Source organism: Radicibacter daui (genome assembly GCA_030657355.1).
GTDB classification, from domain to species: domain Bacteria; phylum Pseudomonadota; class Alphaproteobacteria; order Radicibacterales; family Radicibacteraceae; genus Radicibacter; species Radicibacter daui.
On the sequence record CP131056.1, the window covers coordinates 516,459 to 540,936 of the forward strand.

23 protein-coding genes are annotated in these 24,478 nt (G+C 64.9%); 15 read left to right on the forward strand and 8 right to left on the reverse strand.

Annotation, left to right across the window (positions count from 1 at the left end):
• Positions 1–113 precede the first annotated feature (113 nt).
• Positions 114–1,061 carry an MJ0042-type zinc finger domain-containing protein gene (locus tag QTL98_RS02470; protein ID WP_445680653.1) on the forward strand — a complete coding sequence of 316 codons (948 nt, stop codon included), beginning with the start codon at positions 114–116 and terminating at the stop codon, positions 1,059–1,061.
• A 33-nt stretch (positions 1,062–1,094) separates the two neighbouring features.
• On the opposite strand, the gene QTL98_RS02475 is transcribed toward QTL98_RS02470, so the two are convergent.
• Positions 1,095–1,625, reverse strand: a complete 531-nt coding sequence (locus QTL98_RS02475) for a helix-turn-helix transcriptional regulator (RefSeq protein WP_445680654.1) — start codon at positions 1,623–1,625, stop codon at positions 1,095–1,097.
• A gap of 274 nt (positions 1,626–1,899) precedes the next feature.
• Positions 1,900–2,682: a YdcF family protein gene (locus QTL98_RS02480; protein ID WP_445680655.1), complete on the reverse strand. Its 783-nt coding sequence runs from the start codon at positions 2,680–2,682 to the stop codon at positions 1,900–1,902.
• A 225-nt stretch (positions 2,683–2,907) separates the two neighbouring features.
• Here QTL98_RS02480 and QTL98_RS02485 point away from each other — a divergent pair, with 225 nt between their 5' ends.
• The 4 genes from QTL98_RS02485 to mutT all read left to right on the forward strand — a co-directional run bounded on the left by QTL98_RS02485 (position 2,908) and on the right by mutT (position 6,112).
• Positions 2,908–3,768 (forward strand): peptidylprolyl isomerase, encoded by an 861-nt coding sequence (locus QTL98_RS02485; protein WP_445680656.1) that lies wholly within the window; start codon positions 2,908–2,910, stop codon positions 3,766–3,768.
• A 163-nt stretch (positions 3,769–3,931) separates the two neighbouring features.
• Positions 3,932–5,176, forward strand: coding sequence for a bifunctional glutamate N-acetyltransferase/amino-acid acetyltransferase ArgJ (gene argJ / locus QTL98_RS02490; protein WP_445680657.1), 1,245 nt, complete (start codon positions 3,932–3,934; stop codon positions 5,174–5,176).
• Positions 5,157–5,696 (forward strand): GNAT family N-acetyltransferase, encoded by a 540-nt coding sequence (locus tag QTL98_RS02495; RefSeq protein WP_445680658.1) that lies wholly within the window; start codon positions 5,157–5,159, stop codon positions 5,694–5,696. Before argJ ends, QTL98_RS02495 begins: the two co-directional genes overlap by 20 nt.
• A complete protein-coding gene (gene mutT, locus QTL98_RS02500; RefSeq protein ID WP_445680659.1) occupies positions 5,693–6,112 on the forward strand; it encodes an 8-oxo-dGTP diphosphatase MutT in 420 nt (139 codons plus the stop codon). The genes QTL98_RS02495 and mutT overlap by 4 nt, the downstream gene beginning before the upstream one ends.
• Positions 6,113–6,126: 14 nt before the next feature.
• On the opposite strand, the gene QTL98_RS02505 is transcribed toward mutT, so the two are convergent.
• A complete protein-coding gene (locus QTL98_RS02505) occupies positions 6,127–7,044 on the reverse strand; it encodes a methyltransferase domain-containing protein (RefSeq protein WP_445680660.1) in 918 nt (305 codons plus the stop codon).
• A gap of 38 nt (positions 7,045–7,082) precedes the next feature.
• Between QTL98_RS02505 and QTL98_RS02510 the strand changes: the two genes are divergently transcribed.
• The 4 genes from QTL98_RS02510 to QTL98_RS02525 all read left to right on the forward strand — a co-directional run bounded on the left by QTL98_RS02510 (position 7,083) and on the right by QTL98_RS02525 (position 9,519).
• The gene (locus tag QTL98_RS02510; RefSeq protein ID WP_445680661.1) at positions 7,083–7,856 is read left to right on the forward strand and encodes a ComF family protein; all 774 of its coding nucleotides are present in this window, start codon (positions 7,083–7,085) and stop codon (positions 7,854–7,856) included.
• Positions 7,857–7,970: 114 nt separating this feature from the next.
• A complete protein-coding gene (gene grxC, locus QTL98_RS02515; RefSeq protein WP_445680662.1) occupies positions 7,971–8,234 on the forward strand; it encodes a glutaredoxin 3 in 264 nt (87 codons plus the stop codon).
• On the forward strand, positions 8,231–9,052 hold the full coding sequence (locus QTL98_RS02520) for a carbon-nitrogen hydrolase family protein (protein ID WP_445680663.1): 822 nt from the start codon (positions 8,231–8,233) through the stop codon (positions 9,050–9,052). Before grxC ends, QTL98_RS02520 begins: the two co-directional genes overlap by 4 nt.
• Entirely contained in the window at positions 9,049–9,519 is a 471-nt protein-coding gene (locus QTL98_RS02525) for a DUF1178 family protein (protein ID WP_445680664.1), read from the forward strand. Before QTL98_RS02520 ends, QTL98_RS02525 begins: the two co-directional genes overlap by 4 nt.
• A gap of 23 nt (positions 9,520–9,542) precedes the next feature.
• Here the strand turns inward: QTL98_RS02525 and QTL98_RS02530 are convergent, their stop codons facing one another.
• Both QTL98_RS02530 and QTL98_RS02535 read right to left on the reverse strand, forming a co-directional pair.
• The gene (locus QTL98_RS02530) at positions 9,543–10,595 is read right to left on the reverse strand and encodes a hypothetical protein (RefSeq protein WP_445680665.1); all 1,053 of its coding nucleotides are present in this window, start codon (positions 10,593–10,595) and stop codon (positions 9,543–9,545) included.
• A gap of 113 nt (positions 10,596–10,708) precedes the next feature.
• Positions 10,709–10,903, reverse strand: a complete 195-nt coding sequence (locus QTL98_RS02535) for a DUF4170 domain-containing protein (RefSeq protein ID WP_445680666.1) — start codon at positions 10,901–10,903, stop codon at positions 10,709–10,711.
• A 380-nt stretch (positions 10,904–11,283) separates the two neighbouring features.
• On the opposite strand from QTL98_RS02535, the gene QTL98_RS02540 reads away from it, so the two are divergent.
• On the forward strand, positions 11,284–12,243 hold the full coding sequence (locus QTL98_RS02540) for a ribonucleotide-diphosphate reductase subunit beta (protein ID WP_445680667.1): 960 nt from the start codon (positions 11,284–11,286) through the stop codon (positions 12,241–12,243).
• A 62-nt stretch (positions 12,244–12,305) separates the two neighbouring features.
• Here QTL98_RS02540 and QTL98_RS02545 read toward each other — a convergent pair whose 3' ends face one another.
• Positions 12,306–13,187: a LysR substrate-binding domain-containing protein gene (locus QTL98_RS02545; protein ID WP_445680668.1), complete on the reverse strand. Its 882-nt coding sequence runs from the start codon at positions 13,185–13,187 to the stop codon at positions 12,306–12,308.
• 197 nt (positions 13,188–13,384) lie between these two features.
• Between QTL98_RS02545 and QTL98_RS02550 the strand changes: the two genes are divergently transcribed.
• The 5 genes from QTL98_RS02550 to phnX all read left to right on the forward strand — a co-directional run bounded on the left by QTL98_RS02550 (position 13,385) and on the right by phnX (position 19,631).
• Complete coding sequence (locus tag QTL98_RS02550; RefSeq protein ID WP_445680669.1) at positions 13,385–14,407, forward strand: putative 2-aminoethylphosphonate ABC transporter substrate-binding protein; 1,023 nt, start codon at positions 13,385–13,387, stop codon at positions 14,405–14,407.
• An 84-nt stretch (positions 14,408–14,491) separates the two neighbouring features.
• Positions 14,492–15,580: a putative 2-aminoethylphosphonate ABC transporter ATP-binding protein gene (locus QTL98_RS02555; protein ID WP_445680670.1), complete on the forward strand. Its 1,089-nt coding sequence runs from the start codon at positions 14,492–14,494 to the stop codon at positions 15,578–15,580.
• Positions 15,581–15,591: 11 nt separating this feature from the next.
• Positions 15,592–17,610, forward strand: a complete 2,019-nt coding sequence (locus QTL98_RS02560; protein WP_445680671.1) for a putative 2-aminoethylphosphonate ABC transporter permease subunit — start codon at positions 15,592–15,594, stop codon at positions 17,608–17,610.
• A gap of 24 nt (positions 17,611–17,634) precedes the next feature.
• Entirely contained in the window at positions 17,635–18,804 is a 1,170-nt protein-coding gene (locus tag QTL98_RS02565; RefSeq protein WP_445680672.1) for a TIGR03364 family FAD-dependent oxidoreductase, read from the forward strand.
• Positions 18,801–19,631, forward strand: coding sequence for a phosphonoacetaldehyde hydrolase (gene phnX / locus QTL98_RS02570; protein WP_445680673.1), 831 nt, complete (start codon positions 18,801–18,803; stop codon positions 19,629–19,631). Before QTL98_RS02565 ends, phnX begins: the two co-directional genes overlap by 4 nt.
• An 11-nt stretch (positions 19,632–19,642) precedes the next feature.
• On the opposite strand, the gene QTL98_RS02575 is transcribed toward phnX, so the two are convergent.
• Both QTL98_RS02575 and putA read right to left on the reverse strand, forming a co-directional pair.
• A complete protein-coding gene (locus QTL98_RS02575) occupies positions 19,643–20,287 on the reverse strand; it encodes an SGNH/GDSL hydrolase family protein (protein WP_445680674.1) in 645 nt (214 codons plus the stop codon).
• Positions 20,288–20,426: 139 nt separating this feature from the next.
• Positions 20,427–24,311 carry a trifunctional transcriptional regulator/proline dehydrogenase/L-glutamate gamma-semialdehyde dehydrogenase gene (gene putA, locus QTL98_RS02580; protein ID WP_445680675.1) on the reverse strand — a complete coding sequence of 1,295 codons (3,885 nt, stop codon included), beginning with the start codon at positions 24,309–24,311 and terminating at the stop codon, positions 20,427–20,429.
• Positions 24,312–24,478: the final 167 nt, after the last annotated feature.

Sequence of the window (24,478 nt, forward strand, 5' to 3'; positions counted from 1 at the left end):
TTGCCGGGGTCCGGCGCTGTCCCTATAACCGATCTATATTTGTTTCTTTCCCAAGGGCCTGCCTGTTTGCACCATCGGTGCCGGCCCCTGGTGCCGGAGGCTGTTTCGCTTTCATGATCGTCCAGTGCCCCAACTGCTCGACCCGGTACACCGTACCGGACGAAAGCCTCGGCGCGAGCGGGCGGACGGTGCGGTGCCATCGCTGCCATCATGTCTGGCGCCAGCCGCCGCCCGGAGCCGATGCTGCCGGATATGACGAGGCTGCCCCCGAATATGAGGCCGCAGGCAATTACGGCTACGAAATGGACGAGGGCGAGGGTGCTGACGGGGCCTTCGGCGAAGAGTTCGATTTCGCCAGTTTCGTCACGGACGATGAGCCCGCTGCCCCGCCACCGCCGCTGCCCGGCCGCGCTGGCCGGCAGGAGCGCAAGAAGGGGCGCCGTGCAGGCAGCCTGTTGCGGCTCGGCTCCCCCATCGGCTGGGGCGCGCTGGTGCTTGTTCTGGTTCTCGTCGCGGGTGCCGGCTTCTTCCTGCGTCAGCAGGCGATCAACCTCTATCCACCGCTTGCCGTCCTTTATGACCGGCTGCATCTGCTGCCCGGCGCGCCGCCCCCCGGCCTTTCCATCCCGCCGGCACAGATTCGCATCTCCAGTGCCGATGGCGCGCGAGGGCACACGCTCACCGTCTCCGGCGAAATCCGCAATGCCGAGGATGCACCCGAACAGTCTGTGCCGGTCATCGGCGCCACCTTGCTCGATGCCGAAGGCAACGTGCTGCGAGACTGGCTGATCGAACCGATCCCTGACCGGATTGCTCCAGGTGGCTCTGCCTTCTTCCAGAGCGAGCTGGTCAACCCGCCCGAAGAGGCGGTGGATGTGTCCCTGCGCTTCACCGACAAGGCGGTGGGGCAGATGGCGGACGAGAGCAGCCATGGCGGTGCCGGGGAGCATGAAGCGTCGGCCATGGAAGAAAAGCCGGCTGGTGAGACCGGGCATGATGCCCCGGCTGAGGGCGGCCATGCTGCCCAGCCGGCGGGCGAGCACGAGGCCCCTGCCCACTAAGGTAAAATGGCTCAGGGAAAGCCGAATTGGCCTTCAGGTGGCGTTTTCGCTGAGCGCCCGGGCCTGCGCCTCCAGCCACAGCGCCAGCTGCACGCGATTGGTGGTGTCGGTCAGGCGCAGCAATTTGTGCACCTCAACCTTGATGGTCGCCACGCTGGTGCCGATGCGCAGGGCGATATCGCTGTTGGGCAGACCGGCCGCCACGAGGCCGCAGATCAGCCATTGCCGCCGGCGCAGGCCGGTTTTTTCTGCGGCCAGCGCGTCGGTATTCTGCAAACCGTTACGACTGTCGGTCAGCAGGTCGAACCAGTTGAAGATCGTGCTTGCCGGAGCGGCGGCATCGACGATGGCGCTGACACCAAGGCCGGCGGCGATCACGCGCAGCCCCTGGGTTGGACGCAGCATCAGCCCGATTACCGGTACGGTGCCGGCGGCTATGGCCAGCCGCGCGAGAATGCCAAGGCCGGGGGCGGAGCCGTCCGTCGGGTCCACCAGCACGCAGTCGAACTTGCGTCCGGCGGCCAGCATACCCTCTGCCTGCCCGATGGAGCTGACGGATGTCACCTCAAGATCCGGTCGTCCTTCCGCCAGGCAGCGGAAGGCGTCATGGAACATCAAGGCACGATGTAGCACCAGGACATGTTGGGCTTTGGCACCACCTTGCATGGGCGGTTTTTCTCCGGAAGGCATATGAATTTATGCTCCAGAGATACGCAGATCGATGCACCGCCGCCAATTTAGCCGGAGGTATAGGACATTTGATTAAAATATCCCTGCGGGTCGGCAACCCCATCCCATCGTCTATGCCGGCGGTGCAGGGGGATAGCGACAATCCGGATCAGGGGGCTGGAAACAGCGCGTCGGTGCGGCCCAGCAGCCGGTAGGCGACAAGCCCGATCCATTCGCGCAGCGAGGCGGTCATCATGTCCAGATTGTCCGTCACGTCGTTCGTGCCGCCTTTGGGAAGCGTGCGGTAGTCTACCGGATAGGCGCTCACAGGCCAGCCGGTCTGGCGGAAGATGCCGACGGTGCGCGGCATATGGATGGCCGAAGTCACCAGCAGCCAGTGCTCCCCCGGCTCCGGATGGACGATCCCGCGGGTGAATACGGCATTCTCGAAGGTGTTGCGCGAGTTGCGTTCGAAGATCACCCGGCCGGTGTCGAGCCCGACCTGCTCGAAAACCTGGCGTGCCACATCCGCCTCGCGGATCCTGCCCGGGAATATCTGGGCGGAGCCGCCGGTAAAGACGAGCTTGGCCCGCGGGTAGTGGCGGGCAAGGGCGACGAACTCCGTCAGCCGTTCCGCCGCGCTGTTGAGGGCCGGCTGGCCGAAGGCCTCGGTGAGTGCCAGTCCCATGGAGCCGCCCAGTACGATGATGCCGTCGACCTTCTCCGGCAGGACCGTGACCTCGGGAAAACGGGCTTCCAGCGGCCTTGTTATCCAGTGCCCGACAGGCAGCAGAAAAACCGCCAGCATCAGGATGCCGAGGCCGCAGAACAGCCTGAGGCCAGCCTTGCGGCTGCCAGCCAGCGTCAGGATTAATGCCAGCGTTTGCAGCGTCAGCAGGAGACCAAGTGGCTGGGCAACGAACCAGAAGAGCTTTGAGGCGATGAAGGTCACGGGGAGCGGTAACCGGCGTGAAGAGTGTTGGGATGGGGCTTGCGGAACGGGCCGTCGCCAGCCTGCATTAGACTTGAGATCGCACCGCCTCTCAACCGCCAAGGCCTGCCGCTGTGCCGCAGGTCGCCTGTCCTTGCTCTAAAGGCCCGGGGCGTGCTTAATCGCTCCCCGCGAAAGCATACCTTCAACAGGCCTTTGCCTTAACGGTCCAGCAGGAAGCCCTTCATGTCGACCCTCTCCCCCCGCCGCGCCGCCGGCCTTTCCCTGATGGCCCTGGCCACGGGCCTGATGCTCATCGGCACGGCACCGGTGCGCGCCGACGACAAGGCGGCGGACGATCCCGTGGTTGCCACCGTCAATGGCACGCAGATCCTGCGCTCTCAGGTGGTCGAGGAGATCCAGCAGATGGATCCGCGCGCCGCGCAGATGCCGCTGGAGATGATCTTCCCGCAGGCGCTGGACTACACCGTCTCGCGCACGCTGCTGAAGCAGGCCGCCGACAAGGCCAAGCTCGACAACGATCCCGATGTGGTCAAGCGTCTCGCCGCCGCCAAGGAATCGGTGATGATGAGCGTCTATCTCGACCATGCCGTGCGCGCCAAGGTCAACGATGCCGCCGTCAAGGCCGCTTATGACGACTTCCTCAAGGCCAACCCGCCGGAGCCGGAAATCAAGGCCCGTCATATCCTTGTCGACAGCGAGGACAAGGCCAAGGACATCATCAAGCAGCTCAATGACGGCGCCGATTTTGCCGATCTTGCCAACAAGGACAGCAAGGATGGCAACGGCACGACCGGTGGCGATCTCGGCTGGTTCACGCACGACAAGATGGTGCCGGAATTTGCCGACGCTGCTTTCAAGATCGAGCCGGGCGCCTACAGCACCGAGCCGGTGAAGTCCCAGTTCGGCTGGCACGTCATCAAGGTCGAGGACAAGCGCATGACCGCCCAGCCGACGCTGGATGAGAAGCGTGACGAGCTTGAGCAGCAGCTGAGCCAGCAGGCGGTGCAGGACGTGCTCACCGATCTGCGCGGCGATGCCAAGATCGAGAAGTTCGACAGCAACGGCAAGCCCGTCGCCCAGTAAGAGCTGACAGGAACCTCTCCCGTATTTTTCCCGGGAGAGGTTTTCTTGTCGCTTTTGGACGTTACAAGGGGATGGGCGGGCAGCGATGCCTTGCCCATCTTTCTTCATCTTGAAACCCTCTGGCGGCGCTGGCCGCCTGTTCATGACATAAGGATCGAGGTCGATGGCCGGTGCCCTTCCCGTCTCTCCGCTTGCTCCCGCCACCATCGGTGAATTGCCGCCGGTTGCCGGTGTGCGTATTGCGACGGCGGCCACAGGCCTGCGATACAAGAATCGCCCCGATCTTCTGGTGATGGCCTTTAATGAAGGCACCAGCGCTGCTGGCGTCTTCACGCTGTCCGCCACCCGCGCCGCGCCGGTTGACTGGTGCCGTGACGCGCTGAAAGCCTCAGGTGGCAAGGCGCGCGCGCTGGTCGTCAATTCCGGCAATGCCAATGCCTTTACCGGCAAGGCCGGCATGGCTTTTGTCGATGCCACGGTTGCGGCGGCTGCCGGCAAGGTCGGCTGCGCTGCCGATACCGTCGCCGTTGCTTCCACCGGCGTGATCGGTGAGCCGCTGCCCGCTGCCGCCCTTGTGCCGCATGTCGAGGCTGCGGCCCCGCGTCTCGGCAGCGAAGGCTGGCTTGCTGCCGCCGAAGCTATCCGCACCACCGACACCTTTGCCAAGCTCGCCACTGTCACCGCGACCATCGGCGGCGTTGAGGTTCGTCTCAACGGCATCGCCAAGGGCTCGGGCATGGTGGAGCCGAACATGGCCACCATCCTTGGTTACATCGCCACGGATGCTGCTGTTCCTCCCGCCGTGCTGCAGGCCATGCTCTCGCGGGCGGCCGATCTTTCCTTCAACGCCATTACCGTCGACAGCGATACCTCGACCAACGACACGCTGATGATGTTCGCCACCGGCGTTGCGGGTAACCCGACGGCCGCCGATGTTGCCGATCCGCTCTGGGCCGGCTTCGTCTCTGCTCTCACCACGTTGGCGCAGGATCTTGCCCGCCAGATCGTGCGCGACGGTGAGGGGGCGCAGAAATTCATCTCCGTCACCGTCTCCGGCGCGAAGGACGAGGCTTCGGCACGCCGTATCGCCAAATGCGTCGCCAACTCCCCGCTGGTGAAGACGGCGATTGCCGGCGAGGACGCCAATTGGGGCCGCCTTGTCATGGCGGTCGGCAAATCCGGCGAACCGGTCGAGCGTGACCGGATTGCCGTTTCCATCGGCGGCGTCACCATCGCGCGGGATGGCGGCCGGGTGGAAGGTTATGACGAGGCGCCGGTGACCGCCCACATGAAGGGCCGCGAGATCGACATCCTGCTCGATCTCGGCATCGGTGCCGGTTCGGCGACGGTGTGGACCTGCGATCTGACGCACGGCTACATCAACATCAATGCCGATTACCGCAGCTGAGCTTTCGGCTTTCGGTCGCCTTGACGCGGGCGCGGCACTGCTGCGCCCGTGGCAGGCCTCGGACGCGCCGCAGTTGCCGACACTTGTCGGTGACTGGCGCGTGGCGCGCTGGTTGATTGCGGTACCCTTTCCCTATGTGGAAAGTGATGCCCGGTTCTGGATTCGTCACAGCGGCCAGCTGCGTGCCGCGGGCGATGCGCTGGGCTGGGCCATCGTGCGCAAGGGCGGTGACGCGCTGCTCGGTGGTATCGAGCTCCGCCTCGGCGCCGAAGGCCGCGCCGAACTCGGTTACTGGATGGGCCTGCCCTACCAGCGGCGCGGTTACATGCGCGCGGCTGTGATCGCAGCGCTTGATGTGGCGACCCGGCTGGGCCGGCAGGCAGAGGCGACGGTCGATCCGCTGAACGCTGCCTCGCGGGCGCTATTGTTTGACGCGGGTTTTGTTTTGCGCGGCCAGCGCATGGTGCGCACTCGTGACGGCCGCGAAATCATCCACGATTTTCTTGAGAAAGACCGATGACCCAGCCAGCTTCCGCCAAGCCGATCGTTCTTGTGGCCGCCGTGGCGCTGGTCGATACCGATGGCCGCGTGCTGCTGGCGCAGCGGCCGGAAGGCAAGAGCCTTGCCAGCCTGTGGGAGTTTCCCGGCGGCAAGGTCGAGCCCGGGGAGACGCCTGAACACGCGCTGGTGCGTGAACTGAAGGAAGAGCTGGGCATCGACACCTGGACCTCGTGCCTCGCCCCCTTCACCTTTGCCAGCCACGCCTACGAGAATTTCCACCTGCTGATGCCGCTTTATATCTGCCGCAAATGGCAGGGGGAGCCGCACGGGCAGGAAGGGCAGGTGCTGGCCTGGGTGCGCCCGCAGCGCATGAAGGACTATCCCATGCCGCCGGCGGACGTGCCACTGGTGGCGATGTTGCGCGACCTGCTCTGAGGCGCCTTGGCGCCTCAGTGTTTCAGCGGTTGCTCTTCGGTAGACAGCGCATCGGCAAGGCGCTGGCTGGCGCTGCCGCGCCTCAGCGGTTGCTGCTGGCTTTCATGCGGAGACCAGCCGGAGAGATAGAGCACCTGGAACGTCGCGAGCAGACGCCCGTCCGGCTCTGCAAAGCGCTGCTGGTAAAGCTCGGCGGCGCGCAGGAAAAGCTGTTTGCCGGGGTTGGCCTTGCGCCGCTCGACCACCGCATTGGTCTCCCCCATGCCGCGCAGATCCGCCATCAGGCGGAAGGCGTTTTCGTAAGTCACTTCGATGGTGTCGCTATCGACCACCGGCAGGGCGAAGCCGGCGCGCTGCAACAGGCCGCCGGCATCACGCACGTCGGTGAGCGGAGAAAGGCGCGGGGAGAGCGCGCCGTGCAACTCGGCCTCGGCATCCTGCAGGCAGCGCCGGAGTTCAAAGAGCGTGTCACCGCCCAGGAGAGCGCCGAGGAAAAATCCGTCGGCCTTGAGGCTCTTGCGGATTTGCAGCAGCGCGCCCGGCAGGTCGTTCACCCAATGCAGGCTGAGGCAGGAGGTGATCAGATCGAGACTGCCCTCCGCCACCGGCAGGAACTCCTCGTCCGCAGCAAAGGCCGGCTGGCCGGTCCGGGCGGCGGCCGCTGCGGCCATGCGCGGAGAAAGATCCGCCTGCAGGATCGTTGCGGGAGCGCGGCTGGTTGCCTGCATGGCGTCGGTCATGGAGCCGCCGTGGCAGCCCAGATCGAGCGCGAGGGGGAAATTGCGGTTCACATCCAGCAGCCGGTCGGCAAGACGCGCCGCCACCTCCTCATAGAGGAAGGCGTGCTCGCCAATCCCGGAAGCAGCGCGGTCGCGGCGCCGACGCAGCAGCGACCGGTCGAAGATGTTCATGTTATCGTGGCTGGCAGTCATGGGCGCGACTATGGCGCCTCGCCCGCGGAAAGTTAATCGTGCAGTTCACGCTTCCCCGCCCCCGCTTCGAAAGCCTGCGCCGCGACCTGCAGCTGCTGCGGCGTTTCGGCCAGCTGGTGCTCGATACCGTATTGCCGCCGCGTTGCCTTGCGTGCCGGCAGACGGTGGCGGAGCCGGGGGCACTGTGCGCTACCTGCTGGTCTGGCCTTTCTTTCATCTCCGCCCCGCTTTGCCCGCGCTGTGGCGCTCCGCAGGAGATGGCCGGCACCGGTGCCTTGCCCTGCAATTGCGCTCGTCGCCGTTATGCGCAGGCCCGCGCCGCCGTGCTCTATGACGATGCCAGCCGCCCGCTGGTCACCGCGCTCAAATTCGCTGATCGCACCGCCCTTGCCGATCTGTTCGGCCGCTGGCTGCAGGCGGCAGGGGCAGAAATGCTCGCCGATGCCGATCTGCTGGTGCCGGTGCCGCTTCATCGCTGGCGCCTCTTGTGGCGGCGCTATAACCAGTCGGCACTGGTGGCCACCGCGCTCTCCCGCCGCTCGGGTGTGCAGTTGCTGCCGGATGCCCTGCTGCGCCCGCGCCGCACGCGCCCGCAGCCGGGCCTTACCCGCGCTGCCCGCCGGCGCAATGTGCGCGGTGCTTTTGCCATCAATGAACGCCACCGGCTGCGTCTTGCCGGCTGCCGTATCGTGCTGGTGGATGATGTGCTCACCAGCGGTGCGACGCTGGAGGAGTGCGCCCGGGTACTGCTGGCAGCCGGCGCGGTGGAAGTGCGGGCATTGACAGTGGCGCGCGTGGCCGATCCGGCGTGACAGGCAGGGCAGCCTTGCCCGGAGTGCGCGGCCCCGGGGCGGGAGCGCGGCTTGCGTGCCTTGCTGCGCCGCTTATATAAAATGAATTAATTCCGTCACAGAAAGTCCCCCGCCGTGGCCAAGGTTGAAATCTACGCAACGCCCATTTGCCCCTATTGCGCGCGCGCCAAGCAGCTGCTGGGCAAAAAGGGCGTTTCTTATGACGAGATCGATGTGATGGCGCAGCCGCGCCTGCGCGTGGAAATGCGCGAGCGTGCGGGTGGACGCAACACCGTGCCGCAGATTTTCATCGACGGTCAGCATGTTGGTGGCTGCGATGACATCCACGCGCTGGATGCCGCCGGCAAGCTGGACCCGATGCTGGGCCTTGCCGGATGAGCATGTTGCGCGCAGCGCTGGTGCAGATGACTGCAGGTCCGGAGATTGAGCCGAACCTGAAGGTCATCGAAGAGCAGGTCACGAAGGCTGCCGATGCCGGCGCCCATTTCGTGCTGCTGCCGGAAAACTGTACGCTGATTGCCCCGGATGCCGCCCATCTGCGCGCGCGTCTGTTTGAGGAGGCGCAGCACCCCGCGCTTGGCCTGTTTCCCGATCTCGCCCGCCGCACCGGCACCTGGCTGCTGGCCGGTTCCATCGCGGTAAAGGGTGCTGATGGGCGCGCGGCCAACCGCTCGCTGCTCTTCTCGCCCGACGGCAAGCTCGTTGCCCGCTATGACAAGATCCACATGTTCGATGTCGATCTGGCCGGCGGCGAGAGCTACCGCGAATCCGAGCGGTTCCGTCCCGGCGATATGGCTGTGGTGGCTGATCTGCCGTGGGGAATGGTCGGGCTTTCCGTTTGCTACGACCTGCGCTTTGCCTATCTCTATCGCGCGCTTGCCAAGGCCGGCGCGCGCATCCTGACGGTGCCGGCGGCCTTCACCGTGCCCACCGGCAAGGCGCACTGGCATGTACTGCTGCGCGCCCGCGCCATCGAAGCCGGCTGTTTTGTGCTCGCCCCGGCGCAAACCGGCACCCACGCCGGTGGCCGGCGTACCTATGGCCACAGCCTCATCATCTCCCCCTGGGGCGAAATTCTCGCCGAGGCCGGAGAAGAGCCTGAAATCATCATGGCGGACCTGGACATGGCGCGCGTCGATGAAGCGCGCCAGAGCGTTCCTGCCCTTAATCACGACCGGAGTTTTGTTGGACCATGATCCGCTACGCTCTTCGTTGCCGCAGCGGCCATCAGTTTGAAGCCTGGTTTCGCGACAGCGCGACCTATGACACCCAGGCCGGGGCCGGAGAAGTACTGTGCCCGTCCTGCGGCACCCACAAGGTGGAAAAGGCAGTGATGGCGCCGGCCATCGGCCGTGGCCAGAAGGAACGGGTGCCGGTTGCCGCGACAGCGACGAACACCGCTCCCGGCGTGCCTGAAACTGTCGTTTCCGGCGCGCCGCAGGGGGAGATGATGCGCGCGATGCTGGCCAAGCTGCGCGAGCATGTGGAAAAGAACTGTGACTATGTGGGCGAGCGTTTTGCCGAAGAGGCGCGTCGCATCCATTATGGCGAAAGCGAGGAGCGCGGCATCTATGGCGAGGCAAGCCAGGATGAAGCTGAGGCATTGCGCGACGAGGGGATCGAGGTGAATTCCATCCCCTGGGTTCGCCGCGCCGACAGTTAAGCCCGGAAAGGCTAAAACGGGCCTCAGTCCTTGGTGGCGGAGGCCTGCATCTCGATGGTGCGCAGCGTGTCGAGGCCGGGGATCATTTCCGACTTCAGGAACTCCACCCGCCGGTTGGGCGAGCCGGGGTTGGAGCCGAAGCGCTGCTTCCACAGCGACATCTTGACCGCAAGGCCGCACAGCACGCCGCCGATGGTGACGTGGTGGCTTGTGATCGCTTCCTTCACCTGGCGGAAGGTTGCGGCGTCGATCTGCTCCCAGAAGCGCTGGCTGCGGCGGTCGAAATACTCGAACCGGCCGGTGATCGAGGCGGTGATGTCGTTGAGCGAGCCCTGGATCTGGTCCAGCGTGCGCATCAGCGGCCGGTCCTTGCCGTGTTGCCAGCTGTTCTTGATCTCCATCATCCAGCCCAGGAACTCGTGAATTTCCGGCACGATGCGGTCAAGGCACGAGCGGAAATAGGCGAGTGACAGGAAAACGTCGCCGTAATCCTCAAGGAACTCCGGAATATCCTGGATGGTAATGTTGAGCCCGTCGGCGAGCCGCCGCAGGTTGTTGATTGCCTCGTCCCGGTTGGGCTTGGCGATGGCGTTGATGATCTCGAAAACGTCGTTGAACTGATCGGTCCCGTTGCCGAACACCTGCTGGATGAGCGGCAGGGTAAAGCTCTTCATGTAGGTGGTGAGTTCGCGGCGCTTTTCTTCAGAAAGCTTGAGCGCCGCAACGTCATTGACCTGGATGTCGAGCCGCCGGAGTTCAAGGCGCAGTGAATAGACATCGAAGCTGTTGAGGCTGGCGAGGCGCGACAGCAGGATGGAGTCGCGTGTGATCGTCGCCTTGTCGGCCGGAAAGATCGAGCCAAGCTGGCGTACGGCCACCTGTCCGCTGCCGGAGCGTTCGTCATTGAACAGCTCGACGACGGATTCGAGCTGCACGTTCTTGATCATGCAGGCTTTGCGCAGGCCCGGGGTTTCCAGCGGAATATCGGCAAGCGGCAGCTTGTGCAGGGAATCGCGCGGGTTCTCGCTAACCGAGCGAGTGCCCTGCGACCTTGCCGCTACACCTTCATCGGGCATGTCAACGTCACCTGATCAGAGCACCGGGTGCCGGGCGGCCCAAAGCAGGCGCCACGGCAGGCCGGTCATAGATGCCCCTGGCAAGAAAGCAGGAGCAGAAGCCGGGAAAGGCTTCAGATTTCGCCTTCGAGAATCACCAGCCGGTGCTGGGCGTCGTCGACCTGGCGGCTGGTACGCTCGAACCAGACCTTACGCGCTTCTTCCGGCGTCAGATACGGGCCATAGCGCTCCTCGGTCCCGTGCTTCAGCGTCAGCCAGCTCATATCCTCGAACTGCCCGCCCCACACCAGATAGAGTTTCTGCGACATCGCTCCGCATCCTTTGCGCGTTGAGAGGCTTCAATGAGGCCGCCCCGGCGAGGGGGCAAATGCCTGTTTCCGGTCCCTCGACCGGGGGCCGTTTTGGTGCGGGATTCTTGAAGGCTGCCCCTCTGCCTGTCAACTCAGCCTAAGGCATAGCCCCCATGACGATTGCACAGTTAGTTAGCTAGCTCTGGGGCGGTTTTCCGCAATGCGCCACTATCTGTGGTGGGCGCAACAGAGGGGTATCCGTCCTCATCGGCTGGACAGGGGAAAAGCGCCAGACCTACAATGCGCAACAGCAGGCCGCTTGTTCCAGAGGAGCGGTCTTTTGCCCCTCTTCGATGACTGTTTTGCCAGGCCGGCTTGCGCCGGCGCCGGAGCCCCTGATGACCCTTCTGACGCCGCGTCCCGTCTACAAGCCCTTCAATTATCCCTGGGCCTATGAAGCGTGGCTTACCCAGCAGCGCGTGCACTGGCTGCCGGAAGAAGTGCCGCTGGCCGACGATGTGAAAGACTGGAAACAAAAGCTCACCGACTCCGAGCGCAACCTGCTCACCCAGATTTTCCGCTTCTTCACCCAGGCGGATATCGAGGTGAACAACTGCTACATGAAGCACTATGCGCAGGTGTTCCAGCCCACCGAAGTGCAGATGATGCTCTCGGCCTTCTCCAACATCGAGACGGTGCATATCGCCGCCTACAGCCATCTGCTCGATACCATCGGCATGCCGGAAATCGAGTACAGCGCCTTCATGCAGTACAAGGAGATGAAGGACAAATACGACTACATGCAGGGCTTCAACGTGAATTCGAAGAAGGACATCGCCACCACGCTGGCGGTGTTCGGCGCGTTCACCGAGGGCCTGCAGCTCTTTGCCAGCTTTGCCATGCTCATGAACTTCCCGCGCTTCAACAAGATGAAGGGCATGGGCCAGATCGTGACCTGGTCGGCGCGCGACGAGACGCTGCACATGCACAACGTCATCCGCCTGTTCCGCACCTTCCTGCATGAATATCCCGAGGTCGACACCCCGCAGCTGCGCGCCGATCTGGAAGAGGCGTGCCGTACCATCATCTCGCACGAGGACGCCTTCATCGACCTCGCCTTCGAGCTGGGCGGTGTCGAGGGGCTGACGGCCGACCTCATCAAGGATTACATCCGCTATATCGGCGACCGCCGGATGGTGCAGCTGGGCTATGAGCCCATTTTCGGCAAGGACAAGAACCCGCTGCCCTGGATGGACGACATGCTCAACGGCCTTGAGCATGCGAACTTCTTCGAAAACCGGGCGACGGAATATTCCAAGGCCTCGACCCGCGGCACCTGGGACGAAGCTTTCAACTGAGCCGTCCCGCCGGTTGACTGGATTTTTAAGGCCGCCCGGCTCCCTGCCGGGCGGCCTTTGTTTTAGCGTCGCAGCGTCACATGCGGGGGCTGGGTGGCGGCCCAGTGGCGGGCATAGTCGGCGGAAAGTTCCAGAAATGCCCTGAGGATGCCGAGGCGTTTGCGGTCCTCATGGCAGACGACAAAGGTCGTCATCACAATCGGGGTCGCGATGGGGGCGACGGGGCGCGAGACCAGCCGTTCGTCTGGCGCGCATTCGGAGCGGGCAAAGAAGCTGATACCCACATTACGTGCCACCACCTCGCGGATCGCCTCGCGGGTGGAAACCTCCACCATGTCGCGCGGTTCCACCCCTTCGCTCTCCAGTGCGGCCAGCACAAGCGCGCGGGTGCGGGAGCGGTTTTCGCGGATGATCAGCGTCTCGTTCGCCACTTCCGTGAAGGGTATTTGTTTCAGCCCCGCCAGCCGGTGGCCGCGCGGCAGCACAAACTCTAGTGGGTCGGGCGCCAGCGGCAGATAGTGCAGGCCGGGAATGGCCGGCGGGTCCACTACCACGGCCACATCCACCTGCGCCGCCAGCACCTGCTCCAGCACGTCACGGGCATTGCCGATCTGGATGGCGACACTGGGATGTGGATAGCGCGCCCTGAACTCGGCAAGCAGCGAGGCAGCATGGGCGGGCCCATCGGCGGCGATACGCAGGCTCCCGGTCTCCAGCGAGACCGCCTGCTCGAAGGCCTCGTCGATTTCCTGCGCCGCGGCCATCAGTCTTTGTGACAGGGAAAAGAGATGCCTGCCGGTCTCCGTCAGCATAAGGCGGCGGCGCGAACGTTCGAAAAGATGGGTCTGATAACGCTCTTCAAGCGCCTTGATTTGCTGGGACAAAGTGGGCTGCGAGACACCAAGGCGCCGTGCTGCCTGGCTGACGGTGCCCTCTTTAGCCACCGCGTAAAACGCCCTGATATGCTGATAGTTCATAGATTTTACCTATGAGCACTATTCAAGAATGAGATTTGATCAATGACCTAAAGCGCCCCAAGACTCAACCCGGCGCTTGCGAGGGCCGGCCCGAGGGGAAATCGGGGCTGACACCTTGCGGGTGCCTCCTTCAAGCGGACAACCGATCACCGGGGAGAGTCATCATGTCCCGCAAGCTTGCGGCCGCCGCTTTTGGCGCCGTTGCCCTTCTGGGTGCCACTGCCGCCCACGCGGCCGAAGAACTGACCGTCTACACCGCCTTCGAGGCTGACGATCTGGCGCGCTACAAGGCCGCCTTCGAAGCCGCCAATCCTGGCATCACCATCAACTGGGTGCGTGATTCGACTGGCGTCGTCACCGCCAAGCTGCTGGCCGAGAAGGACAATCCGCAGGCTGACGTGGTGTGGGGCCTTGCCGCCACCTCGCTCCTCCTTATGAAGAGCGAAGGCATGCTGGAGGCTTACAAGCCGGCCGGCGCCGACCGTCTCGACAAGCGCTTCATCGACAGCTCCAACCCGCCGACCTGGGCCGGTTTTGACGCCTGGGTGGCGTCGGTCTGCGTCAACACGGTGGAAGCCAGGAAGCTTGGCCTGCCAATGCCGACTTCCTGGGCCGATCTCACCAAGCCGGAATATCGCGGCCATGTCTCGATGCCGAACCCGGCTTCCTCGGGCACCGGCTTTCTCGATGTTTCTTCCTGGCTGCAGATGATGGGCGAGGAAAAGGGCTGGGCCTATATGGACGCCCTGCACCAGAACATCACCGCCTACACCCATTCCGGCTCCAAACCCTGCAAGGACGCCGCCCGCGGTGAAGTCGCCATGGGCGTTTCCTTCGCCTATCGCGGCGCCCAGTCCATCAATGACGGTGCGCCGATTGCCATCGTCGTGCCGAAGGAAGGCGTGGGCTGGGACATGGAAGCGGCTGCCATCGTCAAGGGCACCGACCATGAGGAAGCGGCAAAGAAGCTGATGGACTTCTCCGTCTCCGAAGGGGCGATGAAGGAATACAATGTCGGTTATGCCGTGCTCGGCATTCCCGGCATTGCCAAGCCGGTGCCGAACTATCCGGAAAACATTTCCAAAAGCATGATCAACAACGACTTCGAGTGGGCCGCCACCAACCGCGACCGCATCCTTGCCGAATGGCAGCGTCGTTATGACGGCAAGTCCGAACCGAAGAGCTGATGACGGTCTCCGGCGGGCGGGTTTCTTCTGCCCGCCGGATCCCTCGCGGCGCTGCCTGCCGCCGCCTTCGACGGAGTTGCCAGCATGACGAAAACCAACCTTGAGCCCTATCTCGAAATCAGGGACGTGAGCCGCCGTTTCGAGCAGTTCGTCGCTCTGTCGGGGGTGTCGCTGAACGTGGCGCAAGGCGAGTTCGTCTGTTTCCTCGGCCCCTCGGGCTGCGGCAAGACCACGCTTTTGCGCATCATTGCCGGCCTCGATTTTCAGGATGAAGGCCAGGTGGTGCAGGCAGGCCGCGATGTCTCTCGCCTGCCGGCCTCGAAGCGCGATTTCGGCATCGTCTTCCAGTCCTACGCGCTTTTTCCCAATCTTACCGTTGCCGCCAATGTCGGTTACGGGCTCAAGGGTCGCGGCCTCAGCCGCAGTGCCATCGACGCCCGCGTGGCGGAACTGCTGGAACTGGTCGGCCTCACCGAGCTGGCGCGCCGTTTCCCGGCACAGATTTCCGGTGGCCAGCAGCAACGTGTCGCCCTTGCCCGCGCCCTTGCTTCTTCCCCCGGCCTTTTGCTGCTGGACGAGCCCTTTTCTGCCCTTGATGCCCGCGTGCGCCAATATCTGCGCAGCGAGATGAAGGAGCTGCAGCGCCGCCTCGGCGTCACCACCATCATGGTGACGCATGATCAGGAAGAGGCGCTCTCCATGGCCGACCGTATCGTGGTGATGGATGCCGGCCGCATCGCCCAGATCGGCACGCCGGAGGAAATCTACTCCCGCCCCGGCAACGCCTTTGTTGCCAGCTTCATCGGCGAGATGAATTTCCTGCCCGGCCGTGTACTCGGCAGCGGCCGCATCCAGCTGGCCGGCGGGCTTGATTGCGCCTGCGACACCGCCGGCTTTGCGGAGGGTAGCGCCGTTACCGCTGCCATCCGGCCCGAGCATGTGAAGATCGGTGCCGCTGCGGCGGGTGAGGCCAATAGGCTCGGCGGCGAAATCGGCCGGATTGAATTTCTGGGATCGGTGGTGCGGGCCCATCTTGGCGCCGGCGCGCTTGGCGGCGCCAGTCTGCGCGTGGATGTGCCGCAGGGCGAGAGCGAGCGTCTTGCCTCCTTTGCCGGCCACCCGCTCGACATCGCCTTGCCACCGGCAAGCCTCAGGCTCTTTGCCGGCGCATGAGGGGGAAACCGATGAGCGATATTCCCGCCTCCGCGCTGAATTTCTTCTTTCGCCCGGCCCGGGCGCAAAGCCGGCCGCAGCAGGGCGCCAGTGCCCGACCCCTGTTCTGGCTGGTGGCGCTCTATCTCATCGTCGCCCTCGCCCTGCCGGTCGCCACCATCGGCTGGAAGTCGCTGCAGACCTTCCATTTCGACCTCTCGCAGGTCGAGCTTGAGATGCAGCGCGCCGGCATATGGCAGGACCATGCCACCCTTGCCGACTGGTCTTCCCGCAACAGCTATACGGCCAATGACGGGCTATCCGCGTCCGAACTGTCGCGGGAGCAGGTAACGCGCATCCTGCGCAAGAGCGACCGTAGCGGTATCGATCTCTTCCGTCTGCGGGATGTGTCGCCCAAAGGCGGCATGCTCATGCTGGATGGCGCTGTGCTGCCGTCCGGCCAATGGGTGGAGGTCAGCAAGGCCACTCTCGGCAAGGTGCAGATCAGGCCGGTGATGGCAATCGGGCTCGGCAATTTCGCCCGCTATTTCGAAACGCCGGCACTGCGCCAGTCGATCGTCAACAGCCTCATCATCGCTTCCCTATCCACGCTTATCATCGTGCCGCTGGCCTTCGTCTTTGCCTATGGCGTCACCCGTACCTGCATGCCGCTGCGCCGGGTCATGCAACTGGCGGCCAGTGTGCCTCTGCTGGTGCCCTCGCTGCTGCCGGCCCTGGCGCTGGTTTATCTTTTCGGCAATCAGGGGCTCTTCAAGGCACTGCTGATGGGGCATTCCATCTACGGGCCCATCGGCATCGTCATGGCGTCGGTCTTCTTCGTCTTTCCGCACGCCGTGCTCATTCTCATCGTCAGCCTGTCGCTGGCCGATGCGCGGCTCTATGAAGTGGCGCAGGCCATGCGGGTTTCGCCCTGGCGTCAGGCGCTCACCATCACGCTGCCCTCGGCGCGTTATGGTCTCGTCTCCGCCGCCTTCGTCAGCTTCACGCTGGTGCTGACCGATTTCGGCGTGCCCAAGGTGGTGGGCGGGCAGTTCAACGTCCTGGCGCTCGATATCTACAAGCAGGTCATCGGCCAGCAGAATTTCCAGATGGGCGCCGTCGTCTCGCTTGTGCTGTTGTTGCCCGCCATCGTTGCCTTCTGGGTGGAGCGGATGGCCGCGAGACGGCAAACCTCGCTGCTGACGGCCCGCTCGGTCGCTTATCAGCCGCGGCCTGACAGGCTGCGCGATCTTTCCTTCTTCGCGCTTTGCGCTGTCATCAGCCTCGTCCTTCTTGGTGTGCTTGCGATGTGCCAGCTGGCGGCGCTCTTTCGCCTCTGGCCTTACAATCTCGCCGTCGGCTTCTGGCATTATGATTTCAGCACGACGGATGGCGGTGGCTGGCGTTCCTACGGCAACTCGCTGGAGCTGGCTTTTCTGGTCGCCAGTTTCGGTGCCGCCCTCGTCTTTATCGGAGCCTGGCTTACTGAAAAGACCCGCGGCATGGCAGTGGAGCGGGCGCTTACCCGGGCTATGGCGCTGATGCCGATGGCCATTCCCGGCATGGTGCTGGGCCTTGCCTATATCTTTTTCTTCAACGCGCCGGCCAATCCGCTGCATGGGCTTTATGGCACCATGGCCATTCTGGTCATCTGCACGGTGGTGCATCTTTACACCGTGCCGCACCTCACCGCCGTTTCGGCGCTGAAACAGATGGACCCGGAGTTCGAAGCCGTCTCCGAAAGCCTGCGCCAGCCCTTCTGGCGCACCTTCGGTGCCGTCACCGTGCCGGTTTGCCTGCCGGCGATTGTGGAAATCTGGATCTATCTGTTCGTCAACGCCATGACGACCGTCTCTGCCGTCGTCTTTCTCTATAGCCCCACCACCACGCTGGCTTCCGTGGCGGTGCTCAACATGGACGATGCCGGCGACATCTCGGCCGCCGCCGCCATGGGCATGATGATTTTCTACACCAATGCCGCGATGCGGCTGTTGCACATGCTGGCGACCGGTCCGCTGCTGCGGTCGACCCAGCGCTGGCGTGTGCGCTGAATTTCAGGAAAAGGAGCAGCCTTGGTGTCTGGGGTTTACGATCTCGCCGTGGTTGGCGGCGGCATTCTGGGGCTCGCGCATGCCTATGAGGCGGCGCGCCGTGGCAAGCGTGTGGTGCTGATTGACCGTGACGCCCAGGCCAATGGCGCCTCGGTACGTAATTTCGGTTTCATCACCGTCACCGGCCAGGATCGCGGCACGGTGTGGAACCGGGCGATGAAAAGCCGGAATGTCTGGGCTGACGTGGCGCCGAAGGCCGGCATTCGCGTCGAGCAGAAAGGGCTGCTGCTGCTGGCGCAGCGCCCGCTCGCCATGCCGGTGCTGGAAGCTTTCATGGCTACCGAAATGGGCGAGCAGTGTGCGCTGCTGACCCCGGAGGAGGTGGCCAGCCGTTACCCGACGCTAAAGCCGGCAGCGATCGAAGGCGCGCTCTACAGTCCGCATGAGCTACGCGTGGAATCGCGGGACGCTATCCCGCGGCTTGCCGCCTGGCTTGCCGGGGCGCTGGGCGTTACCTTCCTGCGTCAGGCCCTCGTTAAGTCCATCGCCCTGCCGCGCATCGAAACCACTGCCGGCATGGTCGAGGCAGAGCAGGTGGTGGTGTGTCCGGGCGATGATTTCCTCTCGCTCTATCCCGAGCGTATCGCCCGCTACAACCTCACCCGCTGCCAGCTCAACATGCTGCGCATCGTGCCGGAGGAGCCGGGTTTTGCCCTGCCGCTGCCGGTCATGTCCGATCTCAGCCTCGTGCGGTATGAGGGTTATGCCCGCCTTGCCGAAGCGGCGGCGCTGAAGCAGCAGCTCATCGCCGAGCAGAAGCCCTTTCTCGATAACGGCATCCATCTGATCGCGGTTGCCAGTGCCGATGGCTCGCTGGTGGTGGGCGATTCCCATCACTACGCGACGACCCCGCCGCCCTTTGCCGATGTCGGGGTAGACGATCTTATTCTTGAGGAACTGAAGGCGGTTACCGGCCTCAAGCGCTGGCGGGTCGCCGAGCGCTGGACGGGCACCTATGCCTCGGCCAGCGATCGCGGCGTATTGATCGACACGCCGGAGCCGGGCGTGCGTCTCGTCATCGTTACCAGCGGTACCGGTGCCTCCACCGGCTTCGGGATCGCGGCGGAAGTCATCACCTCGCTCTTCGACGGTGTGCCGGCGGTGGGTGAGGAAGCGGAAGGAGAAGCGGCATGAGCGAGCTGAAGGCAGCGATTTTCGACTGGGCGGGCACGATGATCGATTTCGGCTCCCGCGCGCCGATGGGGGCCTTCGTCGAGGTGTTCGGCGAGTTTGGCATTACCATCAGCATCGCTGATGCTCGCGGCCCGATGGGCCTGCCCAAGCTGGAGCATATCAAGGCGCTGGGGCGCCTGCCGCATGTGGCCGAGCAGTGGCGTGCCCGCCGGGGCACGGCGTTTGATGAGGCGGCGGCCGAGGAGATCTACAAGGTCTTCGTGCCGCGTAATGCCGGGATCGTTACAGACTATTCTGGCCTCATCCCCGGTGCGGCGGAGACCGTGGCCGCCCTGCGGGAGCGCGGCCTCAAGATTGGCTCCACCACCGGCTATACCCGCGGGATCATGGAGCGGGTGCTGCCGGTGGCGGCCGCCCAGGGTTACGCACCGGACAATCTGGTGTGCGCGGGTGACCTTGCTGCCGGCCGGCCGACGCCGCTGATGATGTACAAATGTTTTGTCGATCTCGGTCTCTGGCAGCCCTGGCGGGTGGTGAAGGTGGATGACACCGAACCCGGCATTGCCGAGGGGATTGCCGCCGGTACCTGGGTGGTGGCGGTCTCCCTCAGCGGCAATGCCGTCGGCCTTTCCGAAGCCGAACTTGCCGCCCTGCCGGAAGCCGAGCGCCGACAGCTCAACGCCGCCGCGCGCAAGCAGCTGACGGCCGATGGCGCCCATATGGTGATCGACAGCGTGGCCGACCTGCTGCCGGCACTCGCCGCCATTGAAGAGCAGATTGCCGCCGGCCGGCGTCCGCACCGGCTGGAGCAGCTCTGGGCGGCCTGAGCTGCCTGCTGTCAGAAGGTGATCCCGGCGATCTTGCCGGCAATCGCGGTGCCGAGCTTGGCATGTTCGCTCGCGCCGAAATGCAGGCCTTCCTCCGGATCGACGGCGGCGACCTTGCCGCCGTCGAGGAAGTGAGCGCCTTCCGCTTCCGCCATCTGGGCATAGAGCGCGGCGAGCCGGTGGGATTTATCCTCCCCGCCGGCCATCATGGTGCCGAAGAGGCCACTTTCCCGGATCGGCAGCGGGGCCACCACCAGTACGGCGGGCGGCTTGCCGTCGATACCGGCATCGCTGGCATGGATGGCGCGCACCAGCTTGCGCATCGAGGCGGTGATGTCTTCCGCCGTCACCGCGAAGCGCACTTTCAGGTCATTGCTGCCCAGCATCACCACCACGAGATCGAGCGGCCGGTGGGTCTCCAGCAATGCCGGCAGCAGGGCAAGGCCATTCTTGTGTGCGCCTTCTATCGGGTCGTCATGTACCGTGGTGCGGCCGGGCAGGCCTTCCTCGATCACGCGCCAGCCGGGCCCCAGCTTTTCCGCCACCACGCCGGGCCAGCGCTCGTCCGGACCCAGCCGGCCGCTGCCGCTCATCTGGCGCATCGGCAGCGTGCCGTGGGTGTTGGAATCGCCAAAACACATCACCGTGCGGACCATGATCGCCTGTTCCCCTGCTTTTGGGCGACCCTGCCTTTCCGGCCTTTCCGGATGGGCCTGCCGTGCCTGACCCAAGAGATCAGGCGCTGCGGGCCCACCCGTCAACCCCCGCCGGCATATTGCGGGGCGAGGTGGCCGCCTAGCCTATGGTCATGAGGTTGGCATTGCCGCCGGCCGCCGCTGTGTTGGTGCAAACGGCGACTTCCTCCAGCAGCAGGTCGAGCGAGTAATCCATGCCGCCGCCGGCAAGGTCCGCCGCTGTCAGCCCCTGCAGGCTGACGATGGGGCCGGGCAGGGAGGCTGCCTTGCGGGCAACCGCCGCCAGTGCATCGCCATCGCCTTCAAACAGCAGGGCGGCGGGGGCACTGCCGGTGCTCCAGTCATCAACCAGTTCGATCTTGCCCTTGAGCGCTGCCGGCAGGCCGTCGAGCGCGGCCCTGGCGGCATCCTTCTCGACCACCGGGCGGTTGCCGGTGGCAAGGGCGGCTGCCAGCTGGCGGCGCAGGCCCGCTGCCGTCTGGGCTACCAGCGCCACCCGGCCGCGCGGGCGCAGGGTGTAGAGGTTGCGCTCACCCACCGGGCCGGGTAGCTCCAGGGCCGTGCCGAGGGTGGAGCGGGCGATATACTGGCGTGCTGCTTCCGCCGTGTCCTTGTGGCCGGCGCCGGCCAGCCACTCCGCATAGGCCGTGGCTGCCGGTGCGGCTTCCGGCGTGCCCTTGCCGGCAAGGGCACTCTCGCCATTACCGGGGGCCACCAGACGGCTCAGATACAGCGGGCCGCCTGCCTTGGGGCCGGTGCCGGAAAGGCCGCGCCCGCCGAAGGGCTGCACGCCCACCACCGCGCCGACGATGTTGCGGTTGATATAGAGATTGCCGGCTTCGACCCGCGAGGTCACATGGGCGATGGTCTCGTCAATGCGGGTGTGCAGGCCGAAAGTCAGGCCGTAACCGGTGGCGTTGATCTCGTCGATCAGCTTGTCCAGCTGGCCGCGCTTGTAGCGCAGCACATGCAGCACGGGGCCGAAGACCTCGCGCTTGAGCTCGGCAAGGGAGCCGATCTCGATCAGTGTCGGCGGCACGAAGGTGCCGCTGCGGGCGCCGGCCGGCAGGGTCAGCTGCTCCACCTTGCGGCCCTTGACCCGCATGCCGTCGATATGGGCGTTGATGATCCCCAGCGCTTCGGTACTGATCACGGGGCCGACATCGGTGGAAAGCCGGTCCGGCTCGCCCACCGTCAGTTCCTGCATCGCGCCCTTGAGCATGGTGAGGATACGGCCCGCCACATCTTCCTGCAGACAGAGCACGCGCAAGGCCGAGCAGCGCTGGCCGGCACTGTCGAAGGCGGAGACCATCACGTCGCCCACCACCTGCTCGGCGAGGGCCGAGCTGTCGACGATCATGGCGTTCTGGCCGCCCGTCTCGGCAATCAGCGGGATCACATGGCCTTCCGGCGTCAGCCGCTCGGCCAGCTGGCGCTGGATCAGGCGGGCAACCTCGGTGGAGCCGGTAAACATCACGCCGCGCACGCGGGCATCGCCCACCAGCGCCGCGCCCACATCGCCGGCGCCTGGCAGCAACTGCACAGCGCCGGCCGGCACGCCGGCTTCCCGCAGGATTTCAACCGCGGCATAGGCGATGAGCGGGGTTTCTTCTGCCGGCTTTGCCAGTACCGGATTGCCGGCGGCAAGGGCCGCCGCGACCTGGCCGGTAAAGATGGCGAGCGGGAAATTCCACGGGCTGATGCACACCACCGGCCCCAGCGGGCGATGGCTGTCGTTGGAAAAGCCCTCGCGGATGCGGGCAGCGTAGTAGCGCAGGAAATCCACCGCCTCGCGCACTTCGCCGATGGCGTTGGGCAGCGTCTTGCCGGCCTCGCGCACGATGACGCCCATCAGGTGCGTCATGCGGCCTTCCATGATGTCGGCCGCGCGGGTCAGGGCATGGGCACGTTCTTCCGGCGGGGTGGCGGCCCAGATCGGGGCTGCGGCCAGCGCGCCGGTAAAGGCGGCGTCCACATCGGCCGGGGCTGCGTCCAGCACCGTGCCCACAAGGTCACGATGGTTGGCGGGGTTGCGCAGCTCGCGGACAGCCGAGCCAGTAGCGCTCACGCCCTCAGCCAGCAGTGGCCTTGCGTTCCAGTTGTACTCCACGCCGGCAAGCAACGCGGCGGAGAGCGAGGCAAGGCGCTGCTCGTTGGACAGATCGAGGCCGCCGGAATTTTCCCGCTCGGCCCCCAGCAGGTCGCGCGGCAGGGCAATGCGCGGATGCGGTGCCCCCAGCGGTTCGATGGCATGCGCTTCTTCCACCGGGTCTATGATCAGGGCGTCGACCGGGATGGCGGCATCGCCGATGCGGTTGACGAAGGAGGTGTTGGCGCCGTTTTCCAGCAGGCGGCGCACCAGATAGGCGAGCAGCGTTTCATGCGTGCCCACCGGCGCATAGATGCGGCACGGCCGGTTCAGCTTCTCGCGGCCGACCACCTCTTCATAAAGCGGCTCGCCCATGCCGTGCAGGCACTGGAACTCATACTGGCCGGCATAATAATTGGCGCCGGCCAGCGCATGGATGGTCGCCAGTGTGCGGGCATTGTGGGTGGCGAATTGCGGGAAGATGGCGTCCGGCGCTGCCAGCAGCTTGCGGGCGCAGGCGATGTAGCTGACATCGGTGTAGATCTTGCGGGTAAAGACCGGGAAGCCCTCAAGCCCGTCCACTTGCGCGCGCTTGATCTCGCTATCCCAGTAGGCGCCCTTGACGAGGCGGATCATCAGCCGGTGGCCGCTGCGGCGGGCAAGGTCGATGACATAGTCGAGCACGAAGGGCGCGCGTTTCTGGTAGGCCTGCACCACGAAGCCGATACCGTTCCAGCCGGCAAGCTCCGGCTCGAAGCAGAGTGCTTCCAGCAGGTCGAGCGAGATTTCCAGCCGGTCGGCCTCCTCGGCATCGATGTTGATGCCGATATCGTACTGGCGGGCAATCAGCGTCAGCGCCTTGAGGCGGGGCAGTAACTCGGCCAGCACCCGGTCATGCTGGGCACGCGAATAACGCGGATGCAGCGCCGACAGCTTGATAGAGATGCCAGGGCCTTCATAGATGCCGCGCTTTGCCGCCGCCTTGCCGATGGCATGGATCGCCTGCTCATAGTCGCGGTAATAACGCTCCGCATCCTCGGCCGTCGTCGCGGCTTCACCCAGCATGTCATAGGAGTAGCGGAAGCCTTTGGCCTCCAGCTTGCGGCTGTTGGCCAGCGCCTCGGCGATGGTCTGGCCGGTCACGAACTGCTCGCCCATCATGCGCATGGCGATGTCCACGCCCTTGCGGATCAGCGGCTCGCCGCCGCGGCCGATCAGGCGGGTGAGCGCCGTGGCAAGGCCGGCTTCGCTGGCGGTGGTGGTGAGTTTGCCGGTAACGACAAGGCCCCAGGTGGCGGCATTCACGAACAGCGACGGGCTATGGCCGAGATGGGACTGCCAGTTGCCTTCGCTGATCTTGTCGCGGATGAGCGCATCGCGCGTTGCCCGGTCGGGGATGCGCAGCAACGCCTCGGCAAGGCACATCAGCGCGATGCCTTCCTGGCTGGAGAGCGCATATTCCTGGATCAGCCCTTCCACGCCGCCGCGCTGGCCCTTGGCGCGCAGTGCCAGCACCAGCTTGCGGGCAAGCTCGCGGGCATTCGCCGCCATCGGGGCCGGCAGTTGCGCCTGGCTGATGAGCAGCGGCAGGCATTCCGGCTCCGGGCGGCGATAGGCGGCGGTAATCTTGGCGCGTAGCACGGTCTGCGGCTGTACATGCTGGGCAAAGTCGAGGAAGGGTTGCGCCTGCTCGTCCGCCTCGGCGGGCAGGGTTGCGCCTTCATCGCTGCCGGCGTCATGGCCGGGCAGGGAGTCGCCGCGTTCCAGGCGCTCCAGCGTGTGCAGGATTGCCTGCTTGATCAGCCAGTGGGGCGTGCGACCCTGAATTTCCGCAGCAGCCTTCAGGCGCTCGCGCAGGGTTTCGTCCAGTTTCACGCCGATCGTGGTCGTCGCCATCTTTATCACCTGTCACCGGGGGCAGATCCGCCTGTATCAGCGCCCGTCGCGCCGGCGGTCTCCTGCCAATCCTCAATATCTGACGCCGGCAAACCGTAGGTGCAACCGTATTTTTGCAAAGGTTGCGCCTATTATTCGATTGATTTCGCTGATGCCCGGATGATTCC

Excerpts from the sequence above, each read along its gene's own strand:
- QTL98_RS02575 (WP_445680674.1), bottom strand. The coding sequence starts at position 20,287 with ATGGTCCGCACGGTGATGTGTTTTGGCGATTCCAACACCCACGGCACG.
- QTL98_RS02505 (WP_445680660.1), bottom strand. The coding sequence starts at position 7,044 with ATGACTGCCAGCCACGATAACATGAACATCTTCGACCGGTCGCTGCTG.
- phnX (WP_445680673.1), top strand. The coding sequence starts at position 18,801 with ATGAGCGAGCTGAAGGCAGCGATTTTCGACTGGGCGGGCACGATGATC.
- argJ (WP_445680657.1), top strand. The coding sequence starts at position 3,932 with ATGGCCGGTGCCCTTCCCGTCTCTCCGCTTGCTCCCGCCACCATCGGT.
- QTL98_RS02520 (WP_445680663.1), top strand. The coding sequence starts at position 8,231 with ATGAGCATGTTGCGCGCAGCGCTGGTGCAGATGACTGCAGGTCCGGAG.
- QTL98_RS02495 (WP_445680658.1), top strand. The coding sequence starts at position 5,157 with ATGCCGATTACCGCAGCTGAGCTTTCGGCTTTCGGTCGCCTTGACGCG.
- QTL98_RS02530 (WP_445680665.1), bottom strand. The coding sequence starts at position 10,595 with ATGCCCGATGAAGGTGTAGCGGCAAGGTCGCAGGGCACTCGCTCGGTT.
- QTL98_RS02525 (WP_445680664.1), top strand. The coding sequence starts at position 9,049 with ATGATCCGCTACGCTCTTCGTTGCCGCAGCGGCCATCAGTTTGAAGCC.
- QTL98_RS02540 (WP_445680667.1), top strand. The coding sequence starts at position 11,284 with ATGACCCTTCTGACGCCGCGTCCCGTCTACAAGCCCTTCAATTATCCC.
- putA (WP_445680675.1), bottom strand. The coding sequence starts at position 24,311 with ATGGCGACGACCACGATCGGCGTGAAACTGGACGAAACCCTGCGCGAG.
- QTL98_RS02470 (WP_445680653.1), top strand. The coding sequence starts at position 114 with ATGATCGTCCAGTGCCCCAACTGCTCGACCCGGTACACCGTACCGGAC.
- QTL98_RS02560 (WP_445680671.1), top strand. The coding sequence starts at position 15,592 with ATGAGCGATATTCCCGCCTCCGCGCTGAATTTCTTCTTTCGCCCGGCC.
- QTL98_RS02555 (WP_445680670.1), top strand. The coding sequence starts at position 14,492 with ATGACGAAAACCAACCTTGAGCCCTATCTCGAAATCAGGGACGTGAGC.
- QTL98_RS02550 (WP_445680669.1), top strand. The coding sequence starts at position 13,385 with ATGTCCCGCAAGCTTGCGGCCGCCGCTTTTGGCGCCGTTGCCCTTCTG.
- QTL98_RS02485 (WP_445680656.1), top strand. The coding sequence starts at position 2,908 with ATGTCGACCCTCTCCCCCCGCCGCGCCGCCGGCCTTTCCCTGATGGCC.
- mutT (WP_445680659.1), top strand. The coding sequence starts at position 5,693 with ATGACCCAGCCAGCTTCCGCCAAGCCGATCGTTCTTGTGGCCGCCGTG.
- QTL98_RS02535 (WP_445680666.1), bottom strand. The coding sequence starts at position 10,903 with ATGTCGCAGAAACTCTATCTGGTGTGGGGCGGGCAGTTCGAGGATATG.